Annotated in this window: 14 protein-coding genes; 6 read left to right on the top strand and 8 right to left on the bottom strand. The window is 66.6% G+C overall.

What is annotated here, in order from left to right; all coding sequences use genetic code 11:
* Positions 1-214: 214 nt before the first annotated feature.
* Both NMB43_RS15210 and uvrA read right to left on the bottom strand, forming a co-directional pair.
* Positions 215-523 carry a hypothetical protein gene (locus tag NMB43_RS15210; RefSeq protein WP_494349010.1) on the bottom strand — a complete coding sequence of 103 codons (309 nt, stop codon included), beginning with the start codon at positions 521-523 and terminating at the stop codon, positions 215-217.
* Positions 523-3,336: an excinuclease ABC subunit UvrA gene (gene uvrA, locus NMB43_RS15205; RefSeq protein WP_494349009.1), complete on the bottom strand. Its 2,814-nt coding sequence runs from the start codon at positions 3,334-3,336 to the stop codon at positions 523-525. Before uvrA ends, NMB43_RS15210 begins: the two co-directional genes overlap by 1 nt.
* A gap of 204 nt (positions 3,337-3,540) precedes the next feature.
* On the opposite strand from uvrA, the gene NMB43_RS15200 reads away from it, so the two are divergent.
* From NMB43_RS15200 to NMB43_RS15175, 6 genes are all read left to right on the top strand, one after another.
* On the top strand, positions 3,541-4,911 hold the full coding sequence (locus NMB43_RS15200; RefSeq protein ID WP_494349008.1) for an MFS transporter: 1,371 nt from the start codon (positions 3,541-3,543) through the stop codon (positions 4,909-4,911).
* The gene (gene ssb / locus NMB43_RS15195; RefSeq protein WP_494349007.1) at positions 4,912-5,406 is read left to right on the top strand and encodes a single-stranded DNA-binding protein; all 495 of its coding nucleotides are present in this window, start codon (positions 4,912-4,914) and stop codon (positions 5,404-5,406) included. It begins immediately after the preceding gene.
* 154 nt (positions 5,407-5,560) lie between these two features.
* Complete coding sequence (locus NMB43_RS15190) at positions 5,561-6,157, top strand: hypothetical protein (protein WP_494349006.1); 597 nt, start codon at positions 5,561-5,563, stop codon at positions 6,155-6,157.
* A 118-nt stretch (positions 6,158-6,275) separates the two neighbouring features.
* On the top strand, positions 6,276-8,816 hold the full coding sequence (locus NMB43_RS15185; protein WP_494349005.1) for a DUF3141 domain-containing protein: 2,541 nt from the start codon (positions 6,276-6,278) through the stop codon (positions 8,814-8,816).
* 66 nt (positions 8,817-8,882) lie between these two features.
* Entirely contained in the window at positions 8,883-9,140 is a 258-nt protein-coding gene (locus NMB43_RS15180; RefSeq protein WP_494349004.1) for a hypothetical protein, read from the top strand.
* A 270-nt stretch (positions 9,141-9,410) separates the two neighbouring features.
* A complete protein-coding gene (locus NMB43_RS15175; protein ID WP_494349003.1) occupies positions 9,411-10,031 on the top strand; it encodes a helix-turn-helix domain-containing protein in 621 nt (206 codons plus the stop codon).
* Between the two features lie 70 nt (positions 10,032-10,101).
* Here NMB43_RS15175 and NMB43_RS15170 read toward each other — a convergent pair whose 3' ends face one another.
* From NMB43_RS15170 to NMB43_RS15145, 6 genes are all read right to left on the bottom strand, one after another.
* A complete protein-coding gene (locus tag NMB43_RS15170; protein WP_494349002.1) occupies positions 10,102-12,147 on the bottom strand; it encodes a methyl-accepting chemotaxis protein in 2,046 nt (681 codons plus the stop codon).
* Between the two features lie 133 nt (positions 12,148-12,280).
* Positions 12,281-13,432 carry a MalY/PatB family protein gene (locus NMB43_RS15165; RefSeq protein ID WP_494349001.1) on the bottom strand — a complete coding sequence of 384 codons (1,152 nt, stop codon included), beginning with the start codon at positions 13,430-13,432 and terminating at the stop codon, positions 12,281-12,283.
* Positions 13,433-13,525: 93 nt separating this feature from the next.
* A complete protein-coding gene (locus NMB43_RS15160) occupies positions 13,526-14,584 on the bottom strand; it encodes an RNA methyltransferase (protein WP_494352157.1) in 1,059 nt (352 codons plus the stop codon).
* A 72-nt stretch (positions 14,585-14,656) separates the two neighbouring features.
* Entirely contained in the window at positions 14,657-15,310 is a 654-nt protein-coding gene (locus tag NMB43_RS15155) for a DsbA family protein (protein ID WP_494349000.1), read from the bottom strand.
* Between the two features lie 163 nt (positions 15,311-15,473).
* A complete protein-coding gene (cysK, locus tag NMB43_RS15150; protein WP_494348999.1) occupies positions 15,474-16,406 on the bottom strand; it encodes a cysteine synthase A in 933 nt (310 codons plus the stop codon).
* 104 nt (positions 16,407-16,510) lie between these two features.
* On the bottom strand, positions 16,511-17,044 hold the full coding sequence (locus NMB43_RS15145; RefSeq protein WP_494348998.1) for a response regulator: 534 nt from the start codon (positions 17,042-17,044) through the stop codon (positions 16,511-16,513).
* Positions 17,045-17,051: the final 7 nt, after the last annotated feature.

Here is a 17,051-nt window from a genome sequence, read left to right as displayed (position 1 = left end):
CTGGGTCGGCCTTGCGGCGAGGATCTCGCAGCGTCGCATCCGAAACAGGGGCATGCGCCTGGCGGTCAGGGCCTGTTCGCGTGTCGTTGAAGCTACTGGATTCCAGCCTTTGCGGGGATGGCGTCGCTTGGGTGGGCCGCACCGCGGGACCCTGTCTGCCCACTTAGGCGGAATCCGGCGCTGCCCGATGAGCTGTCGCTCGATGCAGGTGATCTCACTGGCGCGGGACGTTCTGGCTTTTGCCGGGCTCGGTTGCTTGAGCGTCAGTCACCTCTGGCGCGGAGGGCACCGCTGCGTCGTCCGCTTCACGCTCCAAGGCTTCCGCTTCCGCCTGCCGCGCCGCCATGTCGCGCAGGCGGATGCGCTGGGTGTAGAACATCCAGATGCCGACGCTGACCAGCAGGACGGCAACAGACAGCACGCCGCCACCGCTCAGCCAACCCATCGGTGCGATGGCGACGCCTGCGACAAGCAGGATCAGGCCGATGGATTCGCGCAGTGTGGTATCGAAACGCTTGCTCATCATTTGTCTCGCGCGAGATAGCGGCCGGTGTGGCTTTGCTTGCACTTGGCCACTGTCGCAGGAGTCCCTGAAACGAGGATCTGTCCGCCGCCAGCGCCGCCTTCGGGGCCAAGGTCGATGAGCCAGTCGGCGGCACGGATCACGTCCAGGTTGTGCTCGATGATGACGATGGTATTGCCGTGCTCGCGCAGGCGGTATAGCACCTTGAGCAGCATTTCGATGTCCTGAAAGTGCAGGCCGGTGGTGGGTTCGTCGAGGATGAACAGGGTGCGGCCGGTGTCGCGCTTGGACAGTTCCAGCGCCAGTTTCACACGCTGCGCCTCGCCGCCGGACAGCGTGGTCGCGCTCTGACCCAGGCGGATGTAGCCGAGGCCCACGTCCATCAAGGTCTCCAGCTTGCGTGCGACGACGGGCACGGCGTCGAAGAAGCGCAGCGCTTCTTCCACCGTCATCTCCAGCACTTCGTTGATGCTCTTGCCTTTGTAGCGGATTTCCAGGGTCTCGCGGTTGTAGCGTTTGCCGTGGCAGACATCACAGGGCACGAACACGTCGGGCAGGAAGTGCATCTCCACCTTGATCATGCCGTCGCCTTGGCAGGCTTCGCAGCGTCCCCCTTTGACATTGAAGGAGAAGCGGCCCGGGCCGTAGCCGCGCGAGCGGGATTCAGGCACGCCGGCATATAGTTCGCGGATCGGCGTCAGCAGGCCGGTGTAGGTGGCCGGGTTGGAACGTGGCGTGCGTCCGATGGGCGACTGGTCCACGCTGATGACCTTGTCGAACAGTTCCAGGCCGACGATCTCACGGTAGGGTGCCGGCTCGATGCTGGCGCCGTTGATCTCGCGGGCGGCGATGGCGTACAAGGTGTCGTTGATCAGCGTGGACTTACCGGAGCCGGAGACGCCGGTGACGCAGCTCATGAGGCCGACGGGGATCTCCAGTGTGACGTCCTTGAGGTTGTTGCCTGTCGCGCCGATCAAGCGCAGATAGTCGAGGGACTTAGGCGGTTTCTGCCGTGGTGGCATCTCCAGCTTGCGCCGACCCGACAGGTAGGCGCCTGTCACCGAGTCGGAGTGTGCCATTACCTCCTGCGGCGTGCCATGGGCGACGATCTGGCCGCCGTGTTCACCCGCGCCTGGACCCATGTCGATGACGTAGTCGGCGTGGCGGATCGCGTCTTCATCGTGTTCCACCACGATCACGGTGTTGCCGATGTCGCGCAGGCGGGCCAGCGTGCCGAGCAGGCGGTCGTTGTCACGCTGGTGCAGACCGATCGAGGGTTCGTCCAGCACGTACATGACGCCGGTGAGGCCGGAGCCGATCTGCGAGGCGAGCCGGATACGCTGCGCCTCGCCGCCCGAGAGCGTGTCGGCAGAGCGGTTCAGCGACAGGTAGTCCAGGCCGACGTCGATCAGGAACTGCAGGCGCGCGGCCACCTCTTTCATCACCTTGTCGGCGACCTGCGCCTTGTGGCCGCTCAGGCTGGTGTGTGCGAAGTAGTCGCGGCAGGCGCCAATCGGCAGTGCGGTGACTTCGGGTAGCGTCTTGGTGCCAATGCGTACATGGCGCGCTTCGCGACGCAGGCGACTGCCGCCGCAGGCCGGGCACGCTTGAGCGGAACGATATTTGGACAGTTCCTCACGCACCACGATGGAGTCAGTCTCGCGATAGCGCCGCTCAAGATTGGGGATGATGCCTTCGAAGCTGTGTTCCTTGGTCGTCATGCGGCCCGACTCGCTCATGTACTTGAACGGCAGCTTGCGCGTGCCGGAACCATACAGAACGGCCTGGCGCGCGGCCTCGTCGAGTTCGGCGAAGGGCGTGTCGACGCTGAACTGGTAGGCGCTGGCCAGGCATTGCAGCATCTGGAAGTAGAACTGGTTGCGGCGGTCCCAGCCCTTGATGGCGCCGGCGGCGAGTGACAGCTCGGGGTGGGCGACCACGCGCAGCGGATCGAAGAAGTCGAGCGTCCCGATGCCGTCGCACTGCGGGCAGGCGCCGACCGGATTGTTGAAGGAGAACAGGCGCGGCTCCAGCTCCGGCACCGCGAAGCTGCACACCGGGCAGGCGTAGCGGGCGGAGAACAGGTGCTCCTTGCCGGACTCCATCTCAAGCGCGATGGCACGGCCTTCGGCATGGGCCAGCGCCGTCTCGAAACTCTCCGCCAGGCGTTGGCGCGAGTCGGGACGCACTTTGATGCGGTCGACCACAATGTCGATGTTGTGCTTGCTGTTCTTGTTGAGCGCGGGCGCGCGGTCGATTTCGTGGATTTCACCGTTGATGCGCAGGCGTACGAAACCCTGGGCGCGCAGCTCGTTGATCAGCTCCTCGTGGCTGCCCTTGCGCTCTGTGATGGCGGGCGCCAGGATCATCAGCGCCGTGCCCTCGGGCAGGCTCTGCACCTGGTCAACCATCTGCGATACGGTCTGCGCTTGCAGCGGCAGGTCGTGGTCCGGGCAATAGGGCGTGCCGGCCCGCGCGAACAGCAGGCGCAGGTAGTCGTGGATCTCGGTGACCGTGCCCACGGTGGAGCGCGGGTTATGGCTGGTGGCCTTCTGTTCGATCGAGATCGCCGGTGACAGGCCCTCGATGTGGTCTACATCCGGCTTCTCCATCAGTTGCAGGAACTGGCGCGCATAAGCGGACAGTGATTCGACGTAGCGGCGCTGCCCTTCGGCGTAGAGCGTGTCGAAGGCAAGCGAACTCTTGCCGGAGCCGGACAGGCCGGTGATCACCGTGAGGCGGTCGCGCGGGATGTCGAGATTGATGTTCTTGAGATTGTGCGTGCGTGCGCCGCGAATCCTGATCCAGTCCATGCTGTCTTGTAAGGGCGTCCGGCCGAGGGGGAACCCGAGACTATAGCGCCCCGTTCCCTCGCAAAGAAAGTCTTGCGCCACCCTGCTGCCAGGGGGTGAGCTGGGCAGGCGGCGCTGGTAGAATCCACGCCTTGCTTGCGCCCACCGTTTCGGGCGAGGCGCGCGCCCCCATCCGTCGTCCCAGTCGTCCATCCCCGTTTGTCCATGAGCCGTTATCCCGAGCCCGAAGACCGCATGAGTCGCAGCGAACTGCGCGCCGGCATCGCGCTGGCGGCGATCTACGGCCTGCGCATGCTGGGGCTGTTCCTGGTGTTGCCAGTGTTCGCGGTGTTCGCCTCGGGCCTGCCGGGGGGGCAGGATGTCTTCCTCGTGGGGCTGGCGCTGGGCATGTTCATGCTGGTGCAGGCCATCCTGCAGGCGCCTTTTGGTTTCGTATCGGATCGCCTTGGGCGCAAGCCGGTCATCGTGCTGGGCCTGCTGCTCTTTGCTGGCGGGTCGGTGATGGCGGCCTGGGCGCCGGACATCTACTGGATGATCGCCGCGCGCGCGGTGCAGGGCCTGGGCGCCGTGTCCGCCGCGATCAGCGCGCTGGCGGCAGATCTCACGCGCGAGCAGCATCGCACCAAGGTGATGGCCATGATCGGCTCCACCATTGGCCTGGTATTCGCGCTGTCCTTGGTCGTCGCGCCAGCGCTGTATGCCTGGATCGGCATGTCCGGCATGTTCCTGTTGATCGCGGCACTGGCCGTGCTGGCCATTCCGCTCTTGCTGCGCGGCGTGCCGAATCCGCCGGCCATGGTGGCGCGCGCCACGGTGCCGGTGGGCCAGGTGCTGCGCGACGGGCAATTGCTGCGCCTGAACTTCGGCATTTTCGCGCTGCACGTGCTGCAGACCGCCATGTTCCTGGTCGTGCCGCGCCAGCTTGAGGCCCTGCATCACATGCCGGTAGCCACCCACTGGCACATCTACCTGCCGGTGGTGCTGGGCAGTTTCGTGATCGCGGTGCCGGCCATTATGCGCTCCGAGCGCGGCGGGCGTGGCCGTCAGGTCTTCCTGGTGTCGCTGTTTCTGCTGGCCGCGTCGCAACTGGGCTTGTTGCTGGGTGTGGCGCATTTTGCGATGGTGGCGGGCATGCTGTGGCTGTTCTTCGCGGCCTTCAACATCCTGGAGGCTTCGATGCCGGCCCTGGTGTCGCGCTTTGCGCCGGTGCGCGCCAAGGGCACCGCACTGGGCGTGTTCAATACCGCTCAGGCGCTGGGCGCGGCGGCTGGCGGCGCGATCGGTGGCTGGGTGGCCCTGCACTTCGGGGACGAAGCGGTGCACCTGATGGGGGTGCTGCTGGTAGTCTGCTGGATCGTCGTGGCCTGGACCATGCGGGCGCCGCCCCGCTTGGCTCATAAGGAGTTCGAAGTGGCGCCGCATGTCGATCTGGATGTGCTGTTGCGTCAACTGGGCGAGGAGCCGGGCGTGCGCGAGGTGGCCTATGAGCCGGCGCGGCGCGTGGCGAAACTGAAAATAAACCCGGAGCGCTGGGACGAAGCCCGGCTGCGCCGTTTGACTGAAGGGGAAGCCTGAATGGCCTCGGTAAATAAAGTGATCATCGTCGGCAACCTGGGCCGCGATCCTGAGACCCGCTACGCACCGAGCGGGGACGCGTTCTGCACCATCACGGTGGCAACCACCGACACCTGGAAGGACAAGCAGACTGGCGAGAAGAAGGAGGCCACCGAGTGGCACCGCATCGTCTTCAATGGCCGCCTGGCCGAGATCGCCGGCCAGTACCTGAAGAAGGGGCGCGCGGTCTACGTTGAAGGCAGCCTGCGCACGCGCAAGTGGACCAACAAGGAAGGGGTGGAGCAGTACACCACCGAGATCCGTGCGGACCAGATGCAGATGCTGGGTGGTGCGCGCGAAGGGGGCGAGGCTCCGATGCGCGGCGGAGATGACTTTGGCGGCAGTGGTGGTGGCGGCAACGCGCCGCGCCGTCCGGCGCCGCAGCGCGAGGGCCGTCAGGAGTCCGCGCCGCCGGCTGGGAACTTCGGGGATTTCGACGACGACATCCCGTTCTAAGTGGGATCCGATGCCTGGCTGATGGGCTGCGTCCGGAAGGAGGCAGCCCATTTTTCATGCCGGCAGGATCAATATCGGTGGAGTATGCTGTAGTGCAACAAGCCCGACGCATCAAAGCGTCATCTATATGAAGTAGAAGACAAGGAGAGATTCAATGAAGAAGTTGCAAGCGCTTGCCCTGTCGTTGTCCATCGTGCTGGTCCTGCCGGTGGCTGCGTCGGCTGCTGGTGCGGATGCCGGCGCCGTGGTGACCAAGTCGGCTGACAACAAGAAGGTGGCCGCAGTGGCGACCATCAAGGTTGTGGCGGACGTGGTGGCCGTCGATGTGGCGACGCGCGAGTTGGTGCTCAAGACTGTGCGTGGCGACGAGCTCGTCCTGGTGGCTGGCGAGGAAGTGAAGAACTTTGCCCAGATCAAGACGGGTGATCGCCTGGCTGTGCAATACGTGGAGTCGCTGGTGATGGCGCTGAAGAAGGGCACGGCCGGCATTCGCGAACGCGTGGAAGGCGCCGATGCGGTCAAGGCGGCCGAAGGTGCCAAGCCCGGCGTGGCCGGCGCGCGTCAGGTATCGGTGGTGGCCGATGTGGTGGCGGTGGACGCCAAGCGCCAGGACGTGACGCTCAAGGGGCCCAAGCGCACCGTCACCCTGCATGTGGAAGACAAGGCGGTGTTCGCCAACATCAAGGTCGGCGACCAGGTGGCCGCGACCTACACGCAGGCCCTGGCCGTCGCGGTCGAGCCGGCGAAGTGAGCGCAACACAGTCAGCAAAGTAGTCGCGGGGAGCGGCGTTGGCCGCTCCCGGAAGGTCCGGGTTTTCGTTGCGTAACAGCCGGGTGGACCTGGGTGTCCGTCCGATCAGGAGGAAGCCATGCTTGCGGATTTCGGAAAGCAACTCGCCGCCAGTCAGAAACTGCTCGCCAATACGAGCAGGCTGTACCAGAAGCGCTCCCAGGTGGCCGCGCAGCGCGCCACCGAGCGGTTGAAGCGTGATTTCGAGAAGCTCGCCGCAGGCGGTAGCCCGCTGGATTATTGGTCCGGCTGGCAGGCCTACCTGAGTGATGCGGCACAGCGCAGCATCCTGTTCTGGGACACTTTGCGCCAGCGCGGCAACGTATTCATCGAGCACGAGCGCGCCGGCAAGCCGCCGCTGCTGCACTTCGACTACGAGATGATCGTCGACGCACGGACCTTCGAGCCCCCGGTCAACTACGCGCTGCTCAAGATCACCCCGCCACCGGGCATCACGATCGACAACAAGCGCCGCCCCTACATCATCATCGACCCGCGTGCCGGCCATGGGCCCGGCATTGGCGGCTTCAAGGAAGACTCGCAGGTGGGGGTCGCGCTGCGCGACGGCCACCCGGTCTACTTTGTGATCTTCTTCCCGCAGCCCGAACCGGGGCAGACCCTGCTCGACGTGGCTGCGGCCGAGCGCGCCTTCATCGCCGAGGTGCGGCGGCGTCACCCGCACAGCCCGAAGCCGGTGCTCATTGGCAACTGCCAGGGGGGCTGGGCGGCCATGATGCTGGCGGCCTCCGATCCGCAGGACACCGGGCCGGTGGTGATCAACGGCGCGCCCATGTCCTATTGGGGCGGGGCGTTCAGCGAGGGCGAGGGCGACAACCCCATGCGTTATTCCGGCGGCATGCTGGGTGGGTCCTGGCTGTCCTCGCTGGTGGCAGATCTTGGCAACGGCGTCTTCGATGGCGCCTGGCTGGTCCAGAACTTCGAGAACCTGCATCCCTCGAACACTTTCTGGGACAAGTACTACCACGTGTATGCCAACGTGGACACCGAACCGCCGCGCTTCCTCGAGTTCGAGCGCTGGTGGGGCGGCTTCTTCCTGATGAATCGCGAAGAGATCGAGTGGATCGTGCGCAATCTCTTCGTCGGCAACAAGCTGTGGGACGGCAGCATCCGTTCGCATGAAGGCGAGGCCTTCGACCTGCGCAACATCCGCTCGCCCATCGTGCTGTTCGCCTCCATGGGCGACAACATCACGCCGCCGCAGCAGGCCTTCAACTGGGTCGCTGACGTGTACTCGTCCACTGAGGACATCAAGGCGCGCGGCCAGGTCATCGTCGGGTTGCTGCACGAGGACGTCGGCCACCTGGGCATCTTTGTCTCCGGCCGCGTGGCCAAGAAGGAGCATGCCCAGATCGTGTCGGTGCTCAAGTCCATCGAATCCCTGCCGCCCGGGCTGTACGGCATGCAGATCAAGGAGAGCAAGGGGGCGGGCGGCAAGATCGACTACGAGGTCCAGTTCGTCGAGCACACGCTGGAGGACGTGGTGGCCCGCCTCAACCGCGCCCAGCGGCGCGACGAGGACGCCTTCGAGTCTGTCGCCAAGCTGTCCGAGCTGAACCAGCGCGCCTACGAGCTGTTCATGCGGCCCTGGGTGCGTGCCTTCAGCACCGAGCAAGGCGCGCAACTGGGGCGGATGTTCCATCCCTTGCGTTTGCAGCGTTGGGCGTTTTCCGATCTCAACCCCGCGCTCGCCTGGCTGGGGCCGGCAGCGGCCCTGGTCAAGGGGGCCCGCCAGGAACTGCCGGCGGATGCGCCCTTGCGCAAGCTGGAGAAACTGGGTGCAGAGAGCATCGGCACGGCGCTGGATTTCTATCGCGACATACGCGATGCCGCCACCGAGTTCGCCTTCTTCCAGACCTACGGCAACCTGCATGCCGCCGGCTTCGAGGACAAGGACCGCGCCGTCCAGCAGCCGCACACGGCGACCCGCAAGGACCCGATGATCGCCGAAGCCCTGGCGGCCATCGAGCGTGGTGGCTATGTCGCCGCGGTGGCGCGCGCCGCCTCGTTGCTGGCCAATCGCCATGGCCCGCTGCCCCTGTCGCGCCTGGAGCTCAAGCGCGAACTGATGGCGGACTACGCCGATCTGCTGCCCGAATTGCCGGCCGAGGAACTGCGCCGCCTGCGCGGCCAGCAGGACATCATCTGCAAGCATGCGCCCAAGCGCGCGCTGCAGACCCTACCCAGCCTGCTGGCTGAGCCGGCTGATCGTCAGCGCTTCCTGCGTCTGTTGGGGCTGGTGGAGAACGACCCGCGCGTGCATGAGGCGGGTGTCACCGAGCAGCAGCGCGAGATGGCCGCACGCCTGCGCGCGGTACTGGCGGAAGAGGCGGCCACACGCTCGGCCGAGGTGGCGAGCCAGGTCGTGCGCAAGGCGGTGAGCACGCCGCGCGTGGCCCCGAAGGCGGCTCCGAAGCCGGCTCCCAAGGCGGCGCCCAAGCCCGTGTCCAAGGCGCCGCCCAAGGCCGTCGCCAAACCCGTTGCCAAACCTGTTGCCAAGGCGGCACCCAAGCCCAAAGCTGCGGCGGCGGCCAAGAAGCCGGCGGCGGCCAAAGCCGTGGTGCCGCTGAAGCCCCGTCGCAAGTTGGCCGCCAACGGCTGAGCATGACAAGACCGGACGCCGGGCGCGTGTGCCCCGGCGTACCGGCTGCACGAGGAGACAGACGCGATGCGATTCCTGCAGATCGAATTCATGGATGGCAGCAAGGAGACCTTCTCCTTCCCCGTGCAGGCCACGACCCCTGCGGCTCAACGCATGCGCCTGGATGACTTTTTCCAGGGGCAGTTCGCGGTGATTGCCTGCGAGAGCGAGGTGCTGGTCTTCCCGCTCGCCAACATCAAGGCCTTGCGTCTCACCCTGCCGGAGACGGAGGTGCAGGCCCTGCACCTGCCACCCTCGGCCATTCGCGGCGCCGAGCCGCGCTGAGCTCGCGCTGACGCCACGCTTGTTGCGCTGCGGTATCCGACAGGCATGTTGCCGCCCGGCGCATGGCGTGCGTGTGCGTTGGCGCGACTGGGTTAGAATCGCGTACCGCATGTCCAGCGCCGCCGTACAACGGCCATCACGTGGCTTTGTCGCAAGGCGGGCGGCACATGTCGCCAGGCCACCCTTTGGCGGCCTGAGCATTGCATCCCAATCAATTGGAGCACCGGCGGTTACCCATGACCGGTGCCATTTAGCCAAGAGGCATCTTGCATGAGCGAGGGTTCACAAGGCGGCAAACCGGAACGGGAATACTGCAGTACCAGCGATGCGGCGCAGATGCTTGGCGTCTCGCTGGGTACCGTGCAGCAGATGGTGGAGAACGGCCTGCTGGATGCATGGAAGACGGCGGGTGGTCACCGGCGCATCCGGGTGACATCGGTGGAAGCCTTCCTGCGCAGCCGTCAGACCGGTGGCGGTGTGTCGCAGGGCGATGCCGGCGTGCTGCGCCTGCTGGTGGCGGAAGATGACCGCATCATGCAGGCCTTGTACGAGCACACCATTCCCGGCTGGTCGATGCCGATCGAGATGAAGATCGTGGCCGGTGGTTTCGAAGGCTTGATGGAGATCGGTCGCCAGGTGCCGCACCTGCTGATCGCAGACCTGGTGATGCCGGACCTCGATGGCTTCGCGATGATCCGCAAGCTGCGCAGCGATCCGCAACTGGCCGGCATGGACATCCTGGTGGTGACCGGCTTGTCGCCCGACGAGATCGAGCGCGAGGGCGGTCTGCCTGAGGACGTGATCGTGTATGCCAAGCCGATCCCCTTCAAGGAGATCAAGGGCTACATCCAGGCCAAGCTGGTACAGATGCAGAAGCAGGTGCGCGTCTGAGCCGCTCACCGGAGCGCAAGTAGAAACGGCCCCACAGGGGCCGTTTTCTTTTGGCGGGTTCTGGGGCGGATCAGTCGGTGCGGAAGCGGCTCAACGCGTCGCGCAGGTCGCCCGCCAGGGTGGCCATGCGTTGCGAGGACTGACGGGCCTCGTCGGCGGCGCGGCTGGTCTCTTCCGACAGTACGCTGACCTTCTCGACCTCCTGGCCGATGTTGTTGGCAGCGGAGGATTGCTCGCGCAGCGCGTGGGCGATCTCGGTCGCGATGTCGGCCGCTTCGTGCGTGCCGGCACTGATCTGCCGCACGGTGTCACCGACCGAGCGGAACTGGCGCGTGCCCTGGCCGACCATGTCGCCGGCTCGGCGCATGCTGTCGATGGCCGAATCGGTGCCGCCACGGATCGCGTTGATGATGGTCTCGATCTCCACCGTCGACAGCGCGGTGCGTTCGGCCAGCTTGCGTACCTCGTCGGCCACGACGGCAAAGCCGCGCCCCTGCTCGCCGGCGCGTGCGGCCTCGATGGCGGCGTTGAGGGCCAGCAGATTGGTCTGGTCGGCCACATCCTTGATCAGGGCGACGACCTGCGCAATGCGCTGAGAATCGGTGCCCAGGCGGTCGATCAGCGCGGCAGCCTCGGCCACCGCGGTCTCGATCTGCTGCATCGCCTCGGTGGCTTCCTGCACCGTGCCTTCGCTCTCGCCGCACAGGCGTTGCGCGGTGCGCGTGATCTCGTTGGATTTGCCGGCGTTGTCATTGACCATGCTGACGCTGACCGCCATCTGCTCCACGCTGGCGGCGATCGCACTGGCGGCGCTGGCCTGCACGTCGGCTGCCTTGGCCAGTTCGCTGGCTGTGCTATGCAGGTCGTGGGCGGTGTCGGAGACTGAGCCGGCCTCGCGCCGGATGTGTGCCATCAGCTCGCGGAAGCGGGCCAGCATCTGTGACACCTGGCGACGCATCTGGTGCAACTCGTTGCGCGAATCCGCCGCTGCCGGCGGCAGGCCGCGGTCGGCCATGAGATCGCCTTCGCCGGCTTGCGCCAGCACCTTGGCCAGGGTGGCCACGGGCTTGAGTTCACGGCTCAGCAGGAAGGACATCAGGGCCGCCAGGCCTAGCGCGCCCACCGCGCCGAGGCCGAGGATCAACAGGCGCAGACGGTCGGCGCCACGCGTGAGCTCGTCGTCGTAGGTGCCGCCCGCCACGGTGATACCACCCCAGGCGGGCGAGGGATGGTAGAGCAGGGTCTTGTCCCGCGTGCGTCCTTCCTGATCCTTCCACGGGTAGTGCAGGCGGCCGGTCTGGCCGTCCAGGAGGGGGGCGAAGGGTTTGGCACCGGTCGCGTCTTCCGTGTCCAGGATGCTCTGGCCGACCCGTTCCGGGTGGACCAGGAACTGGCCGCGCTTCGGGCCCTGGGCTTGCACCGCGAACAGATAGCCGCTGTCGCCGATGCGCAGTTTGCCGATGTCCTTGCCGATCTGTTCGAACCAGCGCGTGGCTTCGACGCCGACGTAGAGCGCGCCGAGGTTCTGCCCGTTCTCGTCGATGATGGGCTGATAGCGCGCGACGTATTGCTTGCCGAACAGGATGGCCGGGCCGGAATAGGCGCGTTTGGCCTGCAGGGCGGCATAAGCGGGGTGGGTACGGTCCAGCACGGAGCCCACGGCGCGCTCGCCGGCTTCGTTCTTCACATTGGTGCTGATGCGGATGTAGTCCTCGCCCTTGAGCACGAAGATGGTGGCCAGCGAGCCAGTGTCGCGGGCGAAACCGTCGACCTCCGTGGTGTCCAGGTTCAGCAGCTTGCCGGCGTGCAGGAGGGCGGGCGTGTCTTGGCCGCCAACGTTCACGCTGCGTCCGGTATCCAGTTCCAGCGGGTAGGGAAAGCGGATCGCAAAGGCGGTGGACAGGCGTTCGGTCTGAGAGACGGCGACGTCGTAGCCGAGTTCGAACAAGGTGCTGGCGACCTGGAGTTGGGCGGCCAGGCTGTCGTGCTGGTTGCGCAGCATTTCGCGTCCGGCCAGGCTGGCGATGAGCCAGGCCAGCGAGCCGATCACGCAAAGGCTCACGACGGCGACCACGCTGGCCACCTGGTGGCTCAGTGAGAGCTTGTTGAATTGCATGGAGGAGAGCCCCGGGAAGTACGTTGTTGTTGGAGGCCGTGCGTGGACGGCAACAACGCATATCGGATGAGGGCGATCCGCCTTAAGCTGGGTTGGTGGGGTGTTTGACGGGGGTCAATTGGCTGCAGCGCAGTCAGGAATGCTGGGCCAGCGCCTGGTCGATCCGGTCCAGGGCCTGTTCCAGCAGGGCACGGCTGCAGCCGAAGTTCAAGCGTACGAAGCCGGGCATGCCGAAGTCTGCACCGTTGGACAGCCCCACGCCATGCTGCTCGAAGAAGGCGGCCGGGTTGTCGAGGCGCAGCGCGCGGCAGTCGATCCAGGCGAGGTAGGTGGCCTCGACCGGCGTGGTGCGCAGGATGCCCGTGGCATTGATGCGGGCGAGCAGCAACCGGGCGTTGGCGTGCAGATAGCCCAGCAGGGCCTGGCGCCAGGCATCGCCATGGCGGTAGGCGGCCTCGGTGGCGACCAGGCCCAGCACGTTGGTTTCGGCCACGAAGCCCCGCATGGCCTGGCGGAAGCGCCGCCGCAGCAGGGGATCGGAGATCACGGCGAAGGCGCTGGAGAGCCCCGGGATGTTCCAGGTCTTGCTGGGCGCCATGAGGGTGATGGTGCGGCGCGCCACCTCGGGCGACAGCGCGGCCAGTGGCAGGTGGCGGTGCGCCGGGTCGATGACCAGGCCGCCGTGGATCTCGTCCGAGCACAGCAGCAAGCCGTGTTGCTCGGCCAGGGCGGCGAAGCGCTCCAGCTCTTCGCGGCCATAGACCCGGCCTACCGGATTGTGCGGATGGCATAGCAGGAGCATGCGGCTGCGTGGCGTGATGCGGGCGCTGAGATCGTCCCAGTCGCATTCCCAACGTTCGCCGCGCAGGACGAGGTCGCTGCGGACGAGCTGGCGGCCGGCATGGGCCGGCGCGCTGAGGAAGGGCGGGTAGACCGGGGTCAGCGTGAGGACTTCGTCGCCCGGCTCACCAGCCAGGCTGCAGGCCACGTTGAAGCCGCCCACCACACCTGGCAGCCAGACGATCCAGTCCGCCTCGATGTGCCAGTCGTGGTCACGCGCGAGCCCGTCGATCACGGCTGCGGGCAGCGAATGCATGGGCATGCTGTAGCCGAACACGCCATGCTCGATGCGCGTCCGCAGGGCTTCCATGACGGCCTCCGGCGCGGCGAAATCCATGTCCGCCACCCACATCGGCAAGACGTCGCGGCCGGCGTAGCGCCCCCACTTGACGCTGTCGGACTGGCTGCGGTCGGGCGGGGTGTCAAACAGGGCGGTGTAATCCATGACAGGGGGCACGAGGCGGGATGAGAGCCCCGACCATAGCGCCGCCTCGTGCGGGCGACAAGCCGTCGGCGCAAACGGATTGCGTTCCGTGGTTTAGCGGCCGATGGGCAGAACCGGGATCACCGCGTGCCGGCGCGCGCGGCGCGGCGGGGTGTGCTCCAGCACACGGGCGCGCAACTGGCCGCAGCCGCCGTCCACGTCCTGGCCGGCGGAGTCGCGCAGCTTGGTCAGCACGCCGTGCTCATGCAGCCAGCGCGCGATGGCACGCGCCTTGTCCCAGTCCGGGCGGCGGTAGGGCAGGCCTTCGTTGGTGTTGTAGGGGATCATGTTCATGATCGCGTACTTGCCCTTGAGCAGACGGACGATGCCCTCCAGCTCGGCCGTGCTGTCGTTGATGCCGTCGAGCAGCGTCCATTGATACTGGATCGGGTAGCCGGTGCTGCGCGCGTAGTGCTCGCCACGTTCCACCAGTTCCTCGGGGGCCATGCGCGGCGCGCGCGGTAGCAGGCGCGCGCGCAGCTCGGCGTCGGTGGTGTGCAGCGACAAGGCCAGGGCCGGCTTGACGCGGCCTTGCGGCAGGCGCTCGAACACGCGTGGGTCGCCCACGGTGGAGAACACCAGGTTCTTATGCCCGATATTGCCGTGGCTGCCGAGCAGGTCGATGGTGTCCAGCACCTGTTCCAGGTTGTGGGCTGGTTCGCCCATGCCCATGAAGACGACCTTTTTCACGGCGCGCTTGCTGCGCGCCAGCGCCACCTGGGCCAGCATCTCGCTGCTGTCGAGCTGGCGGATCAGCCCGTCCTGGCCGGTCATGCAGAACACGCAGCCCACCGCGCAGCCGACCTGGGTGGAGATGCACAGGCCGTCGCGCGGCAGCAGCACGCTTTCCACCGTCTGCCCATCGTGCAGTTCGACCAGCAGGCGCGCCGAGCCATCTTCGCCAGGGTGCTCGGCACGCAGGCGGGCCAGCCCAGCCAGGTCGGCCTGCAGCGCCGGCAGGGCCTGGCGCAGCGCGAGCGGCAGGAAGTCCTCGGCGCGCGAGCGGGCGCGATCCAGCGAGCGGCATTGCAGCCAGCCCTGGAGCATGCGCGCCTCGTGCGTGGGTTTGGCACCCAGTTCGGCGAGGCGCTGGCGGAGCGAGGAGAGGGTCAGGTGTGACATGGGCGGCCGATGCTAGCCCTTTCGCCGCCCGAGGTCGAGCCAGGACTGGGGACTAATCGGTGCCTAATGCGGCGCGTAGGCCTCAAGCGCCTGACCCAGGCGTTCGGCGAACAGCGCCGGCTGACCGTAGGCGCTGGCGTGGTCGAGGCGCACGCGGCGGTTGCCCACTTCCAGCACGAAGGTCGGAAAGCCCTGGCCACCGGCCGCCTGCATGATGGCGCGGGCGCGTGTCGTGCGATGCGACAGGGTCGGCTGGGCCGCACGGCGGGCGGCGGCGAAGTCCTCGGGCGTGATGTCCAGGCGCAGTGCCAATTCGCTCAGAACTTGCTCGTCGCTGAGGTCGCGCCCGTCCACGAAATGGGCATGTTGCAGGCTTTCCAGCATGTCCAGGGTGCGTGCCGGCGCCAGCTCGCTCACCGCCAGCAAAGCCAGGGTGGGCGGCACGGAGTCGAAGCTCAGGTCCGGCGCTTCGTGCAGGCGGTGCAGGTAGGCGTCGCCGAAGGGCACGCCGGTCAGGCTGGCGATGCGTTGGTCCGAACTGGCGATGTGGCTGCGCAAGGGGCCGTCGATCAGGTGGCCGGGCGAGAACAGCAGGCCGGGGTGGAACTCGATCGACATTTGCTGGGCGAAGCGTTCATGGGCCTCCCTGAGCAGTGGGCCGGCGGCATAACACCAGCCACAGAGGGGGTCGAGAACGTACAGCAGACGGGAGCTCATGACGACGGAATGGTTCGCCGTGAAAGTGGCGAATTCGCAAAATATGACAACATTGTTGCAGGATTCGACTCCGCCCGGCGTGCCGTGTTCCACATCGGAATGTGGCGAAATGTAAAAAGGGCGCCCTGGGGCGCCCTTTCTTCCGGCTTGTTGGTCTACGACTTCACACCGCCAGGTGCTCGAACAAGGCGGTGGAGAGGTAGCGTTCGCCGAAGCTGGGGATCACCACCACGGTGGTCTTGCCGGCGTTTTCGGGGCGGCTCGCCACCTGCAGCGCGGACCACACCGCCGCGCCGGAGGAGATGCCCACCAGCAGCCCTTCTTCGGTGGCCATGCGACGCGCGATGTCGAAGGCGTCGGCGTTCTTCACGCGCACGATCTCGTCATAGATGGTGGTGTTCAGGATGCTCGGCACGAAGCCGGCGCCGATGCCCTGGATCGGGTGCGGGCCACGCGCGCCGCCGGACAGCACCGGGCTGGCGTCGGGCTCGACCGCGACGATCTGCACGCCTGGTTTGCGCGCCTTGAGCACTTCGCCGACGCCGGTGATGGTGCCGCCGGTGCCGATGCCGGACACGAAGATGTCGACCTGGCCCTCGGTGTCGTGCCAGATCTCCTCTGCCGTGGTGTTGCGGTGGATCTGCGGGTTGGCCGGGTTGTCGAATTGTTGCGGGATGAAGTAGCGCGTATCGGACTCAGCCAGCTCCTGCGCCTTCTTGATCGCGCCGGGCATGCCCTCGGGGCCCGGCGTGAGGATCAACTCGGCGCCGTAGGCCTTGAGCAGCAGGCGGCGCTCGCGGCTCATCGTCTCCGGCATCACGAAGGCGCACTTGTAGCCCTTGGCCGCACAGACCATGGCCAGGCCGATGCCGGTGTTGCCCGAGGTGGGCTCCAGCACGATGGTGTCGGGCTTGATCTTGCCGGCCGCCTCGGCCGCCTCGATCATCGCAATGGCGATGCGATCCTTGACACTGTGCGCCGGGTTGAAGAACTCCAGCTTGGCCAGCACCGTGCCCTGGATGCCGGCGGTGAGGCGGTTGAGTTTGACCAGCGGGGTGTTGCCGATCAGTTGGGTGACGTCGTCAGCGATGCGCATCGTGCTCTCCTTGAAGATGTGAACTCGGCAGGATGCAGCGGATTGTAGGTGCGTCGCGCGGCATAAGGAACGAAGCAAGTCTTCTTTGGCCGGTCGAAGCCCTGCTACAGATCGTCGAACAACACCTCGCCGTTGGGGCCCCAATTGACGCGCAGCAGGCCGGGCTCCTCCTCTTCGAGGCGGGCGATCTCCTGCGCGCGGGCATCGAGCGTGCCCAGCTCGGCCTTGCGCTGGGTGGCCAGCATGGCCTGCTCGCGCGCCGTACAGTGGGCCGCCACGGCGGCGCGCAGGGCGTCGACGACTTCGAGGTCGTCCCAGGGTTTGGTGATGAAGCGGAAGATCGCCGCCTCATTGACGGCCAGCATCAGCACGTCGAAGTCGTCGATGCCGGAGAGCACCATGCGCGTGGCCAGCGGCTGCAGGTTGCGCGCCTGGGCCAGCAGTTCCACGCCGTTGAGCAAGGGCATGCGGTAGTCCGTCATGATGACGGAGCAAGGGGCCTCGGCGAGACGGGCGAGGGCGGCGCGCGGTTTGTCGAAGGCCTCGACGGGCGGGGCGTCCGTCCATTCGCGGCGGATCAGGCGTATCAGGGCGTGCAGCACGGCCGGTTCGTCGTCGATCAGCAGGATGCGGTCCATGGCTTCT

The sequence above is a fragment of the Uliginosibacterium sangjuense genome, from assembly GCF_059132465.1.
Note: the sequence above shows the minus strand (reverse complement) of the source record. Positions and strands in the feature narration are given on the sequence as shown.